Source organism: Streptomyces sp. NPDC002232, from assembly GCF_042890295.1.
Classification (GTDB): domain Bacteria; phylum Actinomycetota; class Actinomycetes; order Streptomycetales; family Streptomycetaceae; genus Streptomyces.
Genome location: NZ_JBIARV010000005.1, coordinates 847,285 through 863,906 on the forward strand (window position 1 = coordinate 847,285; position 16,622 = coordinate 863,906).

Here is a 16,622-nt window from a genome sequence, read left to right on the forward strand (position 1 = left end):
ACGCTCTCCGCCGCGCCCGCGGCCTCAGTGGGTCAGGAGCGCGCCTCCCGGCCCTCGCGGGCCAGCCGGCTGTGATGGCGCCCGTACAGGAAGTACACGACGAAGCCGATCACCATCCAGACGGCGAAGCGGAACCAGGTCTCGCCCGGCAGGTTGAGCATGAGCCAGACGGACGCGGCGATGGAGACGATCGGCAGCACGGGCACCCAGGGGGTGCGGAAGGCGCGCGGCAGGTCGGGGCGGGTGCGGCGGAGCACCATGACGCCGACGGCGACGACGACGAAGGCGAAGAGGGTGCCGATGTTCACCAGGGTCGCGAGCTCGTTGATGCTGGTGAAGCCGGCGACGACGGCGATGATCACGCCGAGCAGGATGGTCGGCCGGTACGGGGTCCGGAACCGGGGGTGCGTCTTGGAGAAGAAGCGCGGCAGCAGGCCGTCGCGGCTCATGGCGAAGAAGACGCGGGTCTGGCCGAGGAGCAGGATCAGACAGACCGTGGTGAGGCCGACGGCGGCGCCGAAGCTGATCACGCCCGCGTAGAAGGGGTGGCCCGCCGCCTTGAAGGCGTCGGCGAGCGGGGCGCTGACGGACAGCTCGGTGTAGTGCTGCATGCCGGTGACGACGAGGGCGACGGCCACGTACAGCACGGTGCAGATGAGGAGCGAGCCGAGGATGCCCCGGGGCATGTCCCGCTGCGGCAGCTTGGTCTCCTCGGCGGCGGTGGCGACCACGTCGAAGCCGATGAAGGCGAAGAAGACGACGGAGGCGGCGGTGAAGATGCCCATGACGCCGAAGTTCGTCGGCTCGTAGCCGAAGATCAGCTGGACCATCGGGGAGTCCCAGCCGGAGGTGCCGCCGGGCGGGGTGACGGCCGGCGGGATGAAGGGCTTGTAGTTGTCGCCGACGATGAAGAACAGGCCGGCGATGATCACGATCATCACGACGGTGACCTTGATCGCGACGACGACCGCGGTGATCCGGGCGGAGAGCTTCATGCCGAGGACGAGGACCACGGTCAGGACGAGGACGAGCAGGAACGCCAGGATGTCGAAGGTGCCGCCCGGGATGTCCGGGCCTTCGAGCGCGGCGGGCAGGTGCCAGCCGATGTTGTCCAGCAGGGATCTGACGTACCCGGACCAGCCGACGGCGACCACGGCCGTGCCGAGGGCGAACTCCAGGACCAGGTCCCAGCCGATGATCCAGGCCGGGAGCTCGCCGATGGACGCGTACGCGAAGGTGTACGCCGATCCCGCCACCGGCACCGTCGAGGCGAACTCGGCATAGCAGAGGGCGGCCAGGGCGCACACGATGCCCGCGGCGACGAAGGCGAGGGCGGTGGCCGGTCCGGCGTTCTCCTTGGCGACCTTGCCGGTGAGGACGAAGATGCCGGTGCCGATGATGACGCCGACGCCGAACACCGTCAGGTCCCAGGCCGACAGGGACTTCCGGAGCGCGTGCTCGGGCTCCTCCGTGTCGCGGATCGACTGCTCGACCGATTTCGTCCGGAACATTCCGGTCCTGGCGCGTGGTTGCTGGTCCGTACTCACGTCGCACCTCCCTGCCATGGGGCTGCCCGTCCTGGGGACAGAATGCACGCGAATGGGCCGGTCGGCACTCCGAAGAGTGATCCGACCGGCCCAGAGGTGACGCCGGGTGACGGGGGTCCGTCAGTCGCGCGCGGGCTCCACGGCCTGGGCGCTGCTCTCGAAACGGCCGTCCAGACGCGAGACCAGACCGGTGACCTGGCGGGCGATGTCCGGGGCGGTCAGCCCGATCTCGGCAAGGACCTCGCCGCGGGAGGCGTGGTCGAGGAAGCGCGGCGGGATGCCGAAGTCACGCAGCGGTACGTCGACGCCGGCGTCGCGCAGCGCCTGGGCGACGGCGGAGCCGACACCGCCGACGCGGCTGTTGTCCTCGACGGTGACGACGACCCGGTGACGCTCGGCGAGCGGGGCGAGGGCCTCGTCGACCGGCTTGACCCACCGGGGGTCGACGACGGTGGTGGAGATGCCCTGCCGGTCGAGGAGGTCGGCGATCTCCAGGCACATGGGGGCCAGGGCTCCCACGGAGACCAGGAGGACGTCCGGCCGCTCGGAGCCGGCCTCGCGGAGCACGTCCATGCCGCCGACGCGGCGCAGGGCCGGGACGGCCGGTCCGACGGCGCCCTTGGAGAAGCGGACGACGGTCGGGGCGTCGGTGACCTCGACGGCCTCGCGCAGCTGGGCGCGGACCTGGTCGGCGTCGCGCGGGGCGGCGAGCCGCAGGCCGGGCACGACCTGGAGGATCGACATGTCCCACATGCCGTTGTGCGAGGCGCCGTCGGTGCCGGTGACGCCGGCCCGGTCCAGGACGAAGGTGACGCCGCACTTGTGCAGGGCCACGTCCATCAGGACCTGGTCGAAGGCGCGGTTGAGGAAGGTGGCGTAGACGGCGAAGACCGGGTGGAGTCCGCCGGTGGCGAGGCCGGCCGCGGAGACCGCGGCGTGCTGCTCGGCGATGCCGACGTCGAAGACCCGCTCGGGGAAGGCCTTGGCGAACTTGTCGAGACCGACGGGCTGGAGCATGGCCGCCGTGATGGCGACGATGTCCGCGCGCTCCTTGCCGAGCGCGACCATCTCCTCGGCGAAGACGCCGGTCCAGTCGGCGCCGGAGGAGGAGATGGGCAGGCCGGTGTCGGGGTGGATCTTGCCGACGGCGTGGAAGCGGTCGGCCTCGTCCTGGAGGGCGGGCTGGTAGCCGCGGCCCTTCTCGGTGAGGCAGTGCACGATCACGGGGCCGCCGAAACGTTTGGCGCGCGTGAGGGCGGACTCCAGGGCCTCGATGTCGTGGCCGTCGATGGGGCCGACGTACTTCAGGCCGAGGTCCTCGAACATGCCCTGCGGGGCGATGAAGTCCTTGAGGCCCTTCTTGGCGCCGTGCAGGGTCTCGTAGAGCGGCTTCCCGACGACCGGGGTGCGCTCCAGGATGTCCTTGCCGCGGGCCAGGAAGCGCTCGTAGCCGTCCGTGGTGCGCAGGGTGGCCAGGTGGTTGGCGAGGCCGCCGATGGTGGGCGCGTAGGAGCGCTCGTTGTCGTTGACGACGATGACGAGCGGGCGGTCCTTGGCGGCGGCGATGTTGTTCAGCGCCTCCCAGGCCATGCCGCCGGTGAGGGCGCCGTCACCGATGACCGCGACGACGTGGTCGTCCTTCTTCAGGACCTCGTTGGCCTTGGCGAGGCCGTCGGCCCAGCCCAGGACGGTGGAGGCGTGCGAGTTCTCGATGACGTCGTGCTCGGACTCGGCCTGCGAGGGGTAGCCGGAGAGGCCGCCCTTCATCTTGAGCTTCGAGAAGTCCTGGCGCCCGGTGAGGAGCTTGTGGACGTAGCTCTGGTGGCCGGTGTCCCAGAGGACCTTGTCCTTCGGGGAGTCGAACACCCGGTGCAGGGCGAGGGTCAGCTCGACCACACCGAGGTTGGGGCCGAGGTGCCCGCCGGTCTTGGAGACGGCGTCCACGAGGAACGTCCTGATCTCGTCGGCCAGCTGGTCCAGCTGCTCCGGGGAGAGCCGGTCCAGATCTCGCGGTCCCCTGATACGGGTCAGCAGAGCCACCCGTTCCTCCTTGCTTTGAGCTGGTCGAGCTTGCCGATTTGTCGAGTCTAATGTTCCGTCTTGGATCGTGGGCATCGGGCCGGGGGGTGAGGCGTCACCCTCATGGCCGACAATCCGCTGATCTGTACGGCTCTGCACGCGCGCGTTCACTGTGCTTTCCGGCGTTCTCCGGCGCGCGTGCGCCGGAGTGCGCTCCGCGCGCGTGTACTGCTCCGGACGCGCGGGAGCCCGGCACCGGTTTCCCGGTGCCGGGCTGCTGTGACGGGTGTTACGCGCGGCCCGCGGTCTTCTGCGTGCGGCGGGAGACCGAGTCGATGATCACGGCGATGAGCAGGACCGCTCCGGTGATCATGTACTGGATGGCGTTCGAGGACAGGTTCATCTGGTTGAGGCCCTGGACGATCGACTGGATGACCAGGATGCCGAGGAGCGCCGACCAGACCTTGCCGCGTCCGCCGAAGAGGGACGTTCCGCCGATGACCGCGGCGGCGATGCACATCATCAGCTGGTTGCCGCCGCCGAGGGAGCGGTCGGCGCCGCCCGTCGCGGAGGCGAGGAAGAGGCCTCCGACGGCGCCCATCGTGCCGGAGATCATGAAGACCGAGATCCGGATCCACGAGACGTTGATGCCGGCGCGGCGTGCGGCCTCGATGCCGCCGCCGACCGCGAAGACCTGACGGCCGTACGTGGTGCGGCGCAGGACGAAGTCCGTGACGAGGAGGATCACCAGGAAGATCACCAGGGAGAGCGGCAGGCCCTGCTCCTGGTTGAAGCCGTACGCGGCGACGAGGACGAGCACCGCGAGGACGGCGGTGCGCAGGATGATCTCGCTCTGCGGGCGGTGCGGCAGCTCGGCGGCCTTGCGGCGGCGGGAGTCGCGCAGCTGGGCCAGGTAGAAGGCGGCGACGACGGCCACGGCGAGGCCGTAGGCGGCGGCGACGTCGGAGAAGTAGTACTTGGTGAGGTCGCCGACGAAGCTGCCGATCGGGGTGGGGATGGTCGACCGGTCGCCCATGACCCAGGTCTGGAGACCGGCCCAGCCGAGGAAGCCGGCGAGGGTGACGACGAAGGCGGGGACGCCGATCTTGGCGAACACCAGGCCGTGGAAGGCGCCGATCAGGGTGCCGGACAGGATGCCGAGGAGGATCGCGAGACCGTCGGGCATGTCGGTGCCGAGCACGCCCCAGACGGAGCCGGCCAGACCCGCGACGGAGCCCACGGCGAGGTCGATCTCGCCGAGCAGCAGGACGAAGACGATGCCGACGGCCATGATGCCGGGGCCTACGGCGTACAGCGTGATCTGGTCGAGGTTGTACGAGGTGATGAAGTTGCCGGTGAGGGCCTGGAAGACCACGCCGATCACGATCAGGCCGACGACGACGGGCAGCGAGCCGATCTCACCCGAGCGCATCTTGCGCTTGAACTCGTCGACGTACCCCTTGAAGCCCTGCTCGCGGACGAGGAGGCGGGGGTCGACGGCGGGCACCGCGGCGGCGGCCGGGGCCGCCTCCTCGCCCGCGCGCGGCTCGGGCACGGTGTCCTCGGAGGTGCTGGGGGTCGTGCTCACTTCGCTACCTCCGCGTTGCGGGCCTGGCGGCGGGTCACGGCGTTGTCCGTGGCACCGGTGATCGCGGCGATGATCTCTTCGTGCGTGGTGGTGGCCACCGGGAAGGTGCCGTTGTTGCGGCCCAGGCGGAGCACGGCCACGGTGTCGGCGACGGCCTTGACGTCGGCCATGTTGTGGCTGATGAGGATCACGCCGAGACCCTGCTCGCGCAGCCGCTCGACCAGGTCGAGGACCTGCGCGGTCTGCTCGACGCCGAGCGCGGCGGTGGGCTCGTCCAGGATCACGATCTTGGGGTCGCCGACCAGGGCGCGGGCGATGGCGACGACCTGCCGCTGACCGCCGGAGAGGGCGGCGACGGGGATGCGGACGCTGGGGATGCGGATGGAGAGCGTGGAGAGCAGGTCCTTGGCCCGCTTCTCCATGGCGACCTCGTCGAGGACGCCGCCCTTCTTGATCTCGCGGCCGAGGAACAGGTTGGCGACGACGTCGAGGTTGTCGCAGAGCGCGAGGTCCTGGTAGACGGTCGCGACACCGAGGTTCTGGGAGTCGTGCGGGCGCTGGATCTCGACGCGCTCGCCCTCCCACTCGATGACGCCCTCGTCGATGGGGTGCACGCCGGCGATCGTCTTGACCAGCGTGGACTTTCCCGCTCCGTTGTCGCCGACGAGCGCGACGACCTCTCCTGCGTGGACTTCGAGATCGACACCGGAGAGGACCTGAACCGCTCCGAACCGCTTGAAGATCCCGCGCAACGCCAGCACGGGCGTCTGGGACACGTGAACCAACTCCTTCGCCGCCCGGGGAGGGGTCGACGGCATGTCGCGCCGGGTGCGGCGCCGAAGTTTCGAGGGGGGCTGGGCTCGTCCGGCCCCCGGACCGACAGCGGGGTCTGGGTCGGCCGGGGGCCGGACGGGCTGGGGGGACGGATCCGGGGCCGTGCGCCGCCCTTGTTACCGGGGGTCTTCACCCTCTGTACGCGGGCGGCGGCGCCTCTGACGGGCGCGGCCGGGGCCGGGATCCGTGGCGCGGGACCGTGCGGGTCCCGCGAGGTGGGGCCTGGGTTACTTGATGCCCAGCGCGGTGCACTTGGCGGCGAGGTCCGCGGTGCAGAGGTCCGCGGCCTTGTAGATGCCGTCCTTGACGACCGTGGTCTGGATGTTGGTCTTGTCGACCACGACCGGGGCGAAGAGCGTGGAGGGCACGCCGTCGGTCGCGCCCTGGGCACCGAGGTCCTTGCCCTTGAGCAGGTTCACCGCGAACTTGGCGGCCTCGGGGGCCAGCTGGAGCGGCGACTTGTAGATCGTGAAGGTCTGGGTGCCCGCGATGATCCGCTGGATGCCCGCGACCTCGGCGTCCTGGCCGCCCACCGGGATGCCCTTGACGCCGGCGTTCTCGAGGGAGGTGATGATGCCGCCGGCCATGCCGTCGTTCGCGGAGTAGACCGCGCCGATCTTGTCCTTGCCGACCGAGGAGATCGCGGCGGACATCTTCTCGCCCGCGACCTTCGGGTCCCACTCGCCGGAGGCCTCGTAGGCGATCTTGCCGACCTTGCCGTCGAGCGCGGTGTGGGCGCCCTTCTTGAACAGCGCGGCGTTCGGGTCCTTCTCGTCGCCGTTGATCATCACGACGTTCGCCGAGGCGGCCTTGCCGCCGAGCGCGGTCAGCAGGGCCTGGCCCTGGAGCTCGCCGACCTTGTTGTTGTCGTGGCTGACGTAGGCGTCGGCACCGGGGACGGCACGGTCGTACGCGACGACCTTGACGCCCTTGGCCTTCGCGTCCTTGACCCAGCCCTCGGCCTTGGCGGCGTCGACCGGGTCGAGCGCGATGACCTTGACGCCGTCGGCGATCAGCTGGTCGAACTGCTGCTTCTGCTTCACGACGTCGGAGACCGCGTTGTTGTAGACGATCTCGCAGTCGGAGCAGGCGGCCTTGACGGCCTTCTCGAACTGCGGCTTGTCCAGCGCCTCGTAGCGCGAGGTCTTGTTCTCCGGAAGGAGCAGGCCGATCTTGGTCGAGCTGCCCTTGTCACCGCTGTCGTCGCCGCCGGCCTGGCCGCAGGCGGCGAGCGAGAGTGCCATCGAGACCGCGGCCGTGGCTATGACGGCGCGACGCGTCACTGCGTTCATGTGGGTTGCCTCCCTGACGAGGCCGCGACGTTGCGGCCGAGGTGGCACGAAGTCAACTCGGCTGCAACGTTGCCGTCAAGAAGTAAATTCTTAACGAGATGACAACGACGGTGTTCGTTATCTAAGTGAAGGCAAGACGTGAGGTCGGCGCCGCCGCGGGCAGAGCGCTCTCCAACAGGGTCGAATCGCCCATTTCGCTCAGTACGAGGGCGAGCGCGCCGAGCACCTCGGCGCGCCCTCCCAGGGCCCCCTGGGCCAGCGAGAGCTGGCGGGCGGCGCTGGGGATCGCGTACCGCGAGACCGAGTCCCTGATGGGCGCGAGGACCAGCTCCCCGGCCTCGGCGAGGTCGCCGCCGAGCACCACCCGGCTCGGGTTGAGGAGGTTGCAGAGGTTGGCGACGCCGCTGCCGATGTGCCGCCCGACGTCGGCGACCACCCGGCGGCAGCCGGGATCCCCCTCGCGGGCCAGCTGGACGACCCGTTCCATGGTCAGGTCGGGGCCGTGGCTCGGCTGGAGCAGCGGCAGCACGTACCGCGCGGCGGTGAAGGTCTCCAGGCAGCCGCGGTTGCCGCAGCGGCAGACCGGCCCCGACTCGTCCAGGGTGATGTGCCCGATCTCGCCCGCGGTGCCGCCGGGCCCCCGGTAGACCCGCCCGTCGATGACGAGCCCGGCACCGACGCCGCTGGCCACCTTGATGTAGGCCAGGTCCTTGACGCCCCGGCCGCTGCCCCAGACCAGCTCGCCGAGCGCGCCGAGGTTGGCGTCGTTGTCGACGTGCACGGGGACGCCGAGCCGTCCGGAGAGCTCCTCCGCGGGGTTGATCCCGCTCCACCCCGGCAGGATCGACGTCGAGCCGAGGGTCCCGGAGGAGACGTCGATCGGGCCCGGCACGCCGAGGCCGACGCCGATCACCTTGTCGGGGCCGATGCCGGTGGCCCGGATCAGCCGTTTGACCAGCCGCTCGGCCCGGTCGAAGCCCTCCGCGGAGGAGGCGTCCACGTCGAGCGGCTCGGCCTCCTCGGCGAGCACCTGGTGGGCGAGGTTGCCGACGGCGACCCGCAGGTGCGTGTGACCGAAGTCCACGCCGATCACGATGCCGGCGTCGCCGGAGAGCGAGACGCTGCGGGCCCGGCGGCCGCCCGCGGAGGTGGGGGTGACCTCGACGGTGCCGCCGTCCTTCAACTCCCGCACGATGTTGGAGACCGTGGCGGCGGAGAGCCCGGTCGCCCGGGCGATCTCCGCCTGGGTCAGCGATCCGGCCATTCGCACAGCCCGGACGACCCGTTCGAGATTGGCCCTGTGCAGAGACGTCTGCGACCCCGGAGTCTCCATCGACTCTCTCACTCCCACCGTTTTCTCCAACATGTGAACTCTAAGGGGACGCTTTCGGCTTGGTCCCCGTCAAGACCTTGAGTGTCGGAGCTGAGTGTCACACGACGCGCCGGGGCCCCCGGCGCGGGTGCGCCGGGGGCCCCGGGAGTGCGGGCGGCGGGCTACTTCACGGCGCCGGCGGTCAGTCCGGCCACCACCTGCCGCTGGAAGATGATGTACGCGGCGAGGACCGGGAGCATCGCCATCACGAGGCCGGCGAAGAGGCCGGACCAGTCGCCCTTGTAACCCTGGCTGACGGCGAGCTGGACGAGGCCCTGCGAGAGCACCTTGTTCTCCGGCTCGGTGTTGAGCACGGTCGGCAGCAGGTACTGGTTCCACTGGCCGAGGAAGTTGAAGATGCCGACGCTGATGAGACCGGGCTTGGCCATCGGCAGCATCACCTGGAAGAAGGTCCGGGTGTGCGAGGCGCCGTCCACGAAGGCCGCTTCCGCCACCGAGGTCGGCAGGGTGCGGAAGAAGGCCGTGAGGAAGAAGACGGTGAACGGCAGCGAGTACGCGATGTAGACCAGGATCAGGCCGTGCAGGGTGTTGAGCAGGGCCATGTTCTGAAGGACGTAGAAGAGCGGCACCAGCGCCAGGATGATCGGGAAGCTCATCCCTCCGATGAAGAGGAAGTAGATGAAGCGGTTGCCCGGGAAGTCGAAGCGGGCCAGGACGTAGGCCGCCATCGAGCCGAGGAGGAGCGTGCCGAGGAGCGAGCCGCCGACCACCAGGAGGGTGTTCAGGAAGTAGTCGCTCATGTGCGCCTCGGTCCAGGCGCGCGACCAGTTCTCGAAGTGCAGCTTGTCGGGCAGCGCCCACGGCGAGGTGAAGATCGCCTTGTCGGTCTTGAAGGAGGTCATGACCGCCCACAGCAGCGGCATGACGACCATGATCGCCCAGATGATCAGGACGCCGTGCGAGAAGACGTTGAGGGTCGCGCCCTCGGCCTTGGCGGTCCTGCGCGGGGCGGACGCCGACGTCTTCGTGACGGCGGGGCCGGGACCGGCCGGGGAGTCGGGGGCCCCGACGCCGGTGGTGGCAGTGTCGGTCGTCTTCATCAGAACTCCAGCCGCTCGCGCCGGCCCAGCTTCATCACGACGGCCGCGAAGGCGAGCGTGACGACGAGGAGCGCGACACCGATGGTCGTTGCGTAGGCGGCCTGACCGTCCCGGAACGCCTTCTGGTACACGTACAGCGGAAGGACGATGGTGGAGAAGTCCGGCCCGCCGCCGTTGGGGCCGACGGTCATGATCTGCACGACGGCGAAGGACTCCGCGCCGAGCGCGAGGATGCCCATGTAGATCCAGCCCGACTGCACGGTGTCCCAGAGCAGCGGCATGGTGATCCTGAAGAAGGTGGTGAAGCGGTTCGCGCCGTCGAGCAGGGCCGCCTCGTAGAAGTCCCTCGGAATGGACGCCATGCCGGCCGAGAAGAGGACGACGAAGAAACCGACCGTGGACCAGACGAGGACCGCCATCACGCAGATGAGGGCGAGGTCCGGATCGCCGAGCCAGTCCGGCTGGATGCTTCCGAGGCCGACGCCCTTCAATACGGAATTGATGGCTCCGCTGTTCGGGTTGTAGGCGAACTGGAAGAGCAGCGCGACGATCGCGATCGACAGCACCTGCGGGAAGAAATAGACGATCTTGTAGAACGAGGAGCCCCGCACACCCGAGATCGCCGCACCCTTGCGGCTCCGACCGCCGACATTCAGCATGAAGGCGAAGAAAAGTGCCATCCCGACGGTCACCAGCGGGAGCACCAGCGCGAAGATCAGACTGTGCTGGAGCGATTTCCAGAAGATCTCGTCGTCCAGCATTCGGCTGTAGTTGTCGAATCCGACCATGCCGAATTCGGGACTCAGCCCGGTCCAGTCCGTGAACGAGTAGTAGATGGCCTGGATGAACGGCCAGATCACGAACAGCGCATAGAGCGCGAGGGGGGCCACGAGGAACCCCACGATGAAACGGTACTTGCCGTGTTGCATTCCTACCGACCCCGATCTTTCCCGCGCCAAGCGCGCCGCTGGTGCCGCGCGCGAAGGAGCCGGGGCCCGCTCCCGGTCGGCGGGAAGGGGCCCCGGCGCAGTGCGTCAGTGCTTGTAGTGCTTGATGCTCGAGTCCTTGGCGGCCTCGTCGGCGTACTTCTGGATCTTCTTGATCGTCTCGGCCGGGGTCGCGCGGCCGGCCATCATCTCGCCGAGGCCGGCGACGCCGATCTTCTCCTTCTGGAGGGCGACGTACCAGTCCTGGAGGCGCGGGTTGACGACGTTCTGGCCGGCCTTCTCCAGGGCCGCGACACCGGACTTGAGGCCCGGGGTCAGCTCGATGCCGTCGGTGCCGCCGTTGAAGGCCGTCAGGGACTTCACGGACTGGGTGAAGTTCTTGGAGGAGGCCTCGCTGAGCATGATGCGCAGCTGCTCCAGACCGCCCTCGGGGTTCTTCGCCTTCGCCGGGACGATGAAGGGCTCACCGCCGGAGGCCCAGATGGTGCCGAAGGGCATCTTGTCGGAGGAGTCGATGCCGGTCGGCGCCGACACGGCCAGGTTGAAGTCGGCCGGCATGGTCTTCGCCGCCTCGTTCTCGACCCAGGAGCCGTTCGGGATGAACAGCGCCTTGCCCTCGGTCCAGGCGGTCTGCGACTGGATGTGGTCGAGGCCGGGGGTGCCCTTGAGGATGTAGCCCTTCCGGACCAGCTCGTAGTACGCCTCGAAACACGTCTTGACCGCGGGGTGCTCCCAGGCCTTCGGCTCCAGGTTGTCGATGGCGTCGAGGACCTCGCGGCCGCCGACCTTGCCGATCATCGGGTAGAGCGAGAAGGGGACGTAGTACGGGTACTTGCCGGCGTACGTCCAGCCCGCGATGCCCTTCTTCTTGGCCTTCTCGCAGACGGCCAGCATCTCGTCCCAGGTCTCCGGGTACTTGGCGTCCAGGGAGTCGAGCAGCTTCTGCGAGTACCAGACGCCGTAGACCGTGTACGCGTAGTACATGATCCACACCGGGTCGCCCTCGAACTGGCCCATCTCGACGATGCCGGGGCGCAGGGTGTCGCGGACCTTCTTGCTCGGGTCGTCGATCGACGGCGCGTCGAGGAGCGGAGTGAGGTCCGCCAGCTGCTTCTGGCCGACGAGGACGCCCATGTCCATCTGCTCGGCGCCGGAGTTGTCGATGAGGTCCGGCGGGGTGCCGCCGTTGAAGCGCGGCTGGAGCGTGGTGGTGATCTTCTGGGTCGGGGTGAACTTGACGGCCGCCTTGGGGTAATTCGTCTCGTACACCTTGATGGCGTCCTTGGCGTACTGCTGTCCGAATCCGCCGTCGAAGAGGACGAACTCCATCGGGGCCGACTCATTCACCCCGAGCGGGTTCTTGTCGGACTTGGTGCCCTTTTCGACCTTCTCATTGCCGCTGTCACCGCTGCTCGCGCAGGCGGACAGGAAGCTCATCGTCGGCACGGAGATCAGACCGATAGCGGCGGAACGCTTGATCAGATCGCGACGGCCGAGGCCCTCACCGTTGTGTGCGGAGGTGGATCCCATGCTCAAGTCCTCGCCTTCATTCAGGACTCAGGCGGTGTACCGGTCGCCCGTTTCTCGCTCGCCACAGGCGAAGGGCCCCGCCACCGCGGTCATTTGCAGCCGGGTCGTGCACGCGTCGGGCCGTCGTCGCATTGCTCCGACTGGCTGGACGCCGACAGGTATAGTCCACTTCCCTTCGCGGGAGCAAGATCGAAACCAGGTTTGCACGACCATCTTTCCCGAGTTGAGACCTCCGGGATAAGCACGTGGGATCTGCGGCGTTTCGTCCAACCATTCGCCACGCAACACCCTTGACAGGACGTCATGGCGACCCCATCCCGCGGGCGTGACGCGGAGGCGCACGAGAGCCCCCGGAAGGGAAGCCGCAAAAGGGACATTTGATCGACATCGAAACAGTTGTGTCACAAACCAGTTGCCCGGTGAAGATCTCGTGAGAAGGATCCGGGATCATAGAGATCCCGCCGCCCCTGCCGTCTTCGGCACGAGCGCGCGGCGGGACCTGCCAATTCCACACGGACCTGGAGTACTACGTGGCCAACTCTTCTGGCCTGAACCGCACGGGCGTCCTGTCCCGTGTCACGGTCGCCGCGATCACGGCCGCCCTCGTCGGCACCACGACGGCCGCGGTCGCCGCGGACGCGCCGCAGACCGCCGCCAAGGCGATCAAGCCGGCCGTCGCGCCCGCCGCCTCCGCCTCCGCCGCGAACGCCACCGCCGCCGCGGCCGACGCCGAGCTCCGCTTCCTGCAGGGCGTGTCCGGCTCCACCCTCTACTACTACCAGCCGAACGGCTCCGGTGGCTTCGAGGCCCGCGAGTACGCCAACAGCACCTGGACCAACGTCAAGGCCGCCCAGCAGGCCGACAACGACCACGACGGTGTGGCCGACGACGCCTGGATCCTCTACACCAACGGCACCCTCGGCTACGCCGCGGGCGAGTCGGCCTCCAACGAGTTCACCACCATCGGTGGCGGCTGGAACATCTACAACAAGATCCTCTCGCCGGGCACGCTCGGTGGCGGCGCGGCGGCGGATCTCCTCGCCCGCGACAGCTCCGGCGTCCTGTACCTGTACCTGGGCTACGACAACGGCAAGCTCACCACCCGCTACCGGGTCGGCGGCGGCTGGAACGCCTACAGCCAGATCGCCGGTGTCGGCGACCTGAGCGGTGACGGCAAGGCCGACATCGTGGCCCGCGACGCCTCCGGCATCCTGTGGCTCTACAAGGGCACGGGCGACTACAAGGCGCCGTTCACCGGCCGCACCAAGATCGGCGGCGGCTGGAACAGCTACAACAACATCCTCGGCATCGGCGACCTCGACTGGGACGGCCGCGCCGACCTGATCGCGCGCGACTCGGCCGGCAAGCTGTACCGCTACTCGGGCACCGGCAACGCCGCCGCCCCGTTCAAGCCGCGCGCCGTCATCGGCACCAGCGGCTGGAACACGTACCGCATCCTGTTCTGATCCGGCCTCCCGTCATCCTGAAGGGCGCGTGACGAACGCGAGGGCCCCGCTCCTCTTCCGAGGAGCGGGGCCCTTTCCGTTCAACCGGTCCGTCAGCCGCGGATCAGGTTGCGCAGCACGTACTGCATGATGCCGCCGTTGCGGTAGTAGTCCGCCTCGCCGGGGGTGTCGATGCGGACGACCGCGTCGAACTCGACACCGGTGTCGGTGGTGACCTTGACCGTGCTCGGGGTGGTGCCCTCGTTCAGCTCCGTGACGCCCGCGATGGAGAAGGTCTCCTCGCCGGTCAGACCGAGCGAGTCGGCCGACTGGCCGGCCGGGAACTGGAGCGGGAGGACGCCCATGCCGATGAGGTTCGAGCGGTGGATGCGCTCGTACGACTCGGTGATGACGGCCTTGACGCCGAGGAGCGCGGTGCCCTTGGCGGCCCAGTCGCGGGACGAGCCGGAGCCGTACTCCTTGCCGCCCAGGATGACCAGCGGGGTGCCGGCGGCCTGGTAGTTCTGCGAGGCGTCGTAGATGAACGACACCGGGCCGTCCTCGACGGTGAAGTCGCGGGTGAAGCCGCCCTCGGTGCCCGGCGCGATCTGGTTGCGCAGGCGGATGTTGGCGAAGGTGCCGCGGATCATGACCTCGTGGTTGCCTCGGCGCGAGCCGTAGGAGTTGAAGTCACGACGCTCCACACCGTGCTCGGTGAGGTACTTGCCGGCCGGGGTGTCGGCCTTGATGGCGCCGGCCGGGGAGATGTGGTCGGTGGTGACCGAGTCGCCCAGCTTGGCCAGGACGCGGGCGCCGGTGATGTCGGTGACCGGGGAGGTCTCCATCGTCATGCCCTCGAAGTACGGGGGCTTCCGGACGTAGGTGGACTCGGCGTCCCACTCGAAGGTGTTGCCGGTCGGGATCTCCAGCGCCTGCCACTGGGCGTCGCCCGCGAAGACGTCCTGGTAGGACTTGTTGAACATGTCCTCGCCGATGGCGTTGGCGACGACGTCGTTGACCTCGGCCTCCGACGGCCAGATGTCGGCCAGGTGGACGGGCTTGCCGTCCTGGTCGACGCCGAGGGCGTCCTTGGTGATGTCCACCTTCATGGAGCCCGCGATGGCGTACGCGACGACCAGCGGCGGGGAGGCCAGGTAGTTCATCTTGACGTCGGGGTTGATGCGACCCTCGAAGTTGCGGTTGCCCGAGAGCACCGAGGTCACGGCCAGGTCGTGCTCGTTGACGGCCTTGGAGACCTCCTCCGGCAGCGGGCCGGAGTTGCCGATGCAGGTGGTGCAGCCGTAGCCGACGAGGTTGAAGCCGACCTTGTCGAGGTACGGGGTGAGGCCCGCCTTGTCGAAGTAGTCGGTGACGACCTTCGAGCCCGGGGCGAGGGTGGTCTTGACCCACGGCTTGCGGGTCAGGCCCTTCTCGACGGCCTTCTTCGCGACGAGCGCGGCGGCGACCATCACGTACGGGTTCGACGTGTTGGTGCAGGAGGTGATCGCGGCGACGGTGACGGCGCCGTGGTCGATCGTGTAGGTGGTGCCGTCGGGGGCGGTCACCTCGACCGGGTTCGACGGGACGCCGTTGCTGACGGCCGGGGCGTCGGAGGCCGGGAAGGACTCCTTGCCCGCCTCGTCGTCGTTCGAGACGTAGTTGCGCACGTCCTGGGCGAACTGCGCGGCGGCGTTCGCGAGGACGATGCGGTCCTGCGGGCGCTTCGGGCCGGCGATGGACGGGACGACCGTGGAGAGGTCGAGCTCCAGCTTCTCGGAGAAGTCGGGCTCGGCGGCCGGGTCGAGCCAGAGGCCCTGCTCCTTGGCGTACGCCTCGACGAGCGCGACCTGCTGCTCGGAGCGGCCGGTGAGCTTGAGGTAGTTCAGGGTCTCGCCGTCGATCGGGAAGACCGCGGCGGTGGAGCCGAACTCCGGCGACATGTTGCCGATGGTGGCGCGGTTCGCGAGGGAGGTGGCGGCGACGCCCTCACCGTAGAACTCGACGAACTTGCCGACGACGCCGTGCTTGCGCAGCATCTCGGTGATCGTGAGGACCAGGTCGGTGGCGGTGGTGCCGGCCGGGAGCTCGCCGGTCAGCTTGAAGCCGACGACGCGCGGGATGAGCATGGAGACCGGCTGGCCGAGCATCGCGGCCTCGGCCTCGATGCCGCCGACGCCCCAGCCGAGCACGCCGAGGCCGTTGACCATGGTGGTGTGCGAGTCGGTGCCGACGAGGGTGTCGGGGTACGCCTGGCCGTTGCGGACCATGACCGTGCGGGCCAGGTGCTCGATGTTCACCTGGTGGACGATGCCGGTGCCCGGCGGGACGACCTTGAAGTCGTCGAACGCGGTCTGGCCCCAGCGCAGGAACTGGTAGCGCTCCTTGTTGCGGCCGTACTCCAGCTCGACGTTCTGCGCGAAGGCGTCGTGGGTGCCGAACTTGTCGGCGATGACGGAGTGGTCGATGACCATCTCGGCCGGGGACAGCGGGTTGATCTTCGCCGGGTCGCCGCCGAGCGCGGCGACGGCCTCGCGCATGGTGGCGAGGTCGACGACGCAGGGCACGCCGGTGAAGTCCTGCATGATCACGCGGGCGGGCGTGAACTGGATCTCCTGGCTCGGCTGAGCCTGCGAGTCCCAGTTGCCGAGGGCCCGGATGTGGTCGGCGGTGATGTTCGCGCCGTCCTCGGTGCGGAGCAGGTTCTCCAGGAGGACCTTCAGGCTGTAAGGGAGGCGCGCGGAGCCCTCGACCTTGTCCAGCTTGAAGATCTCGTACGACTCGTCGCCCACGCGCAGCGTGCTGCGGGCGTCGAAGCTGTTCGCCGACACGACAGTCTCCTTCATATATGTGCGCGTTTCACCACATCCTGCCGCCACGTACACGTCGCGGATCCGCTAAGGTAAGGCTAAGTTAGGTAACCCTTACCGGCTGGCGGCAGCGGTGCGCCTCGGCAGATATCTCGATGTCGAGATAACTCTAGTACATCA

Annotated in this window: 11 protein-coding genes; 1 reads left to right on the plus strand and 10 read right to left on the minus strand. The window is 68.8% G+C overall.

The window, feature by feature from the left end:
- Nucleotides 1-32: 32 nt before the first annotated feature.
- The 9 genes from ACFYXU_RS26945 to ngcE form a co-directional block, all read right to left on the minus strand.
- Nucleotides 33-1,511 (minus strand): amino acid permease, encoded by a 1,479-nt coding sequence (locus ACFYXU_RS26945; protein ID WP_376508923.1) that lies wholly within the window; start codon nt 1,509-1,511, stop codon nt 33-35.
- Nucleotides 1,512-1,667: 156 nt separating this feature from the next.
- Entirely contained in the window at nt 1,668-3,587 is a 1,920-nt protein-coding gene (gene dxs, locus ACFYXU_RS26950; RefSeq protein WP_361402814.1) for a 1-deoxy-D-xylulose-5-phosphate synthase, read from the minus strand.
- A 268-nt stretch (nt 3,588-3,855) separates the two neighbouring features.
- Nucleotides 3,856-5,154: a sugar ABC transporter permease gene (locus tag ACFYXU_RS26955; RefSeq protein WP_376508921.1), complete on the minus strand. Its 1,299-nt coding sequence runs from the start codon at nt 5,152-5,154 to the stop codon at nt 3,856-3,858.
- On the minus strand, nt 5,151-5,939 hold the full coding sequence (locus ACFYXU_RS26960; protein WP_015037000.1) for an ATP-binding cassette domain-containing protein: 789 nt from the start codon (nt 5,937-5,939) through the stop codon (nt 5,151-5,153). The genes ACFYXU_RS26955 and ACFYXU_RS26960 overlap by 4 nt, the downstream gene beginning before the upstream one ends.
- Nucleotides 5,940-6,215: 276 nt before the next feature.
- On the minus strand, nt 6,216-7,280 hold the full coding sequence (locus ACFYXU_RS26965) for a substrate-binding domain-containing protein (protein WP_329857121.1): 1,065 nt from the start codon (nt 7,278-7,280) through the stop codon (nt 6,216-6,218).
- A 121-nt stretch (nt 7,281-7,401) separates the two neighbouring features.
- Nucleotides 7,402-8,613 (minus strand): ROK family transcriptional regulator, encoded by a 1,212-nt coding sequence (locus ACFYXU_RS26970; protein WP_329857122.1) that lies wholly within the window; start codon nt 8,611-8,613, stop codon nt 7,402-7,404.
- A gap of 161 nt (nt 8,614-8,774) precedes the next feature.
- Nucleotides 8,775-9,713, minus strand: a complete 939-nt coding sequence (locus ACFYXU_RS26975; protein WP_376508917.1) for a carbohydrate ABC transporter permease — start codon at nt 9,711-9,713, stop codon at nt 8,775-8,777.
- Entirely contained in the window at nt 9,713-10,642 is a 930-nt protein-coding gene (locus ACFYXU_RS26980; RefSeq protein WP_329857124.1) for a sugar ABC transporter permease, read from the minus strand. The genes ACFYXU_RS26975 and ACFYXU_RS26980 overlap by 1 nt, the downstream gene beginning before the upstream one ends.
- Before the next feature lie 105 nt (nt 10,643-10,747).
- Nucleotides 10,748-12,190: an N-acetylglucosamine/diacetylchitobiose ABC transporter substrate-binding protein gene (ngcE, locus tag ACFYXU_RS26985; RefSeq protein ID WP_361402825.1), complete on the minus strand. Its 1,443-nt coding sequence runs from the start codon at nt 12,188-12,190 to the stop codon at nt 10,748-10,750.
- Nucleotides 12,191-12,720: 530 nt separating this feature from the next.
- Between ngcE and ACFYXU_RS26990 the strand changes: the two genes are divergently transcribed.
- Nucleotides 12,721-13,656: an FG-GAP repeat domain-containing protein gene (locus tag ACFYXU_RS26990; RefSeq protein ID WP_389460336.1), complete on the plus strand. Its 936-nt coding sequence runs from the start codon at nt 12,721-12,723 to the stop codon at nt 13,654-13,656.
- Nucleotides 13,657-13,748: 92 nt separating this feature from the next.
- Here the strand turns inward: ACFYXU_RS26990 and acnA are convergent, their stop codons facing one another.
- Nucleotides 13,749-16,463, minus strand: coding sequence for an aconitate hydratase AcnA (gene acnA, locus ACFYXU_RS26995; RefSeq protein ID WP_376508912.1), 2,715 nt, complete (start codon nt 16,461-16,463; stop codon nt 13,749-13,751).
- Nucleotides 16,464-16,622: the final 159 nt, after the last annotated feature.

What these genes read in the sequence shown, in the direction of transcription:
- ACFYXU_RS26945 (WP_376508923.1), bottom strand. Translation starts at nt 1,511, where the DNA reads ATGTTCCGGACGAAATCGGTCGAGCAGTCGATCCGCGACACGGAGGAG.
- ACFYXU_RS26965 (WP_329857121.1), bottom strand. Translation starts at nt 7,280, where the DNA reads ATGAACGCAGTGACGCGTCGCGCCGTCATAGCCACGGCCGCGGTCTCG.
- ACFYXU_RS26970 (WP_329857122.1), bottom strand. Translation starts at nt 8,613, where the DNA reads ATGGAGACTCCGGGGTCGCAGACGTCTCTGCACAGGGCCAATCTCGAA.
- ACFYXU_RS26975 (WP_376508917.1), bottom strand. Translation starts at nt 9,713, where the DNA reads ATGAAGACGACCGACACTGCCACCACCGGCGTCGGGGCCCCCGACTCC.
- ACFYXU_RS26980 (WP_329857124.1), bottom strand. Translation starts at nt 10,642, where the DNA reads ATGCAACACGGCAAGTACCGTTTCATCGTGGGGTTCCTCGTGGCCCCC.
- ngcE (WP_361402825.1), bottom strand. Translation starts at nt 12,190, where the DNA reads ATGGGATCCACCTCCGCACACAACGGTGAGGGCCTCGGCCGTCGCGAT.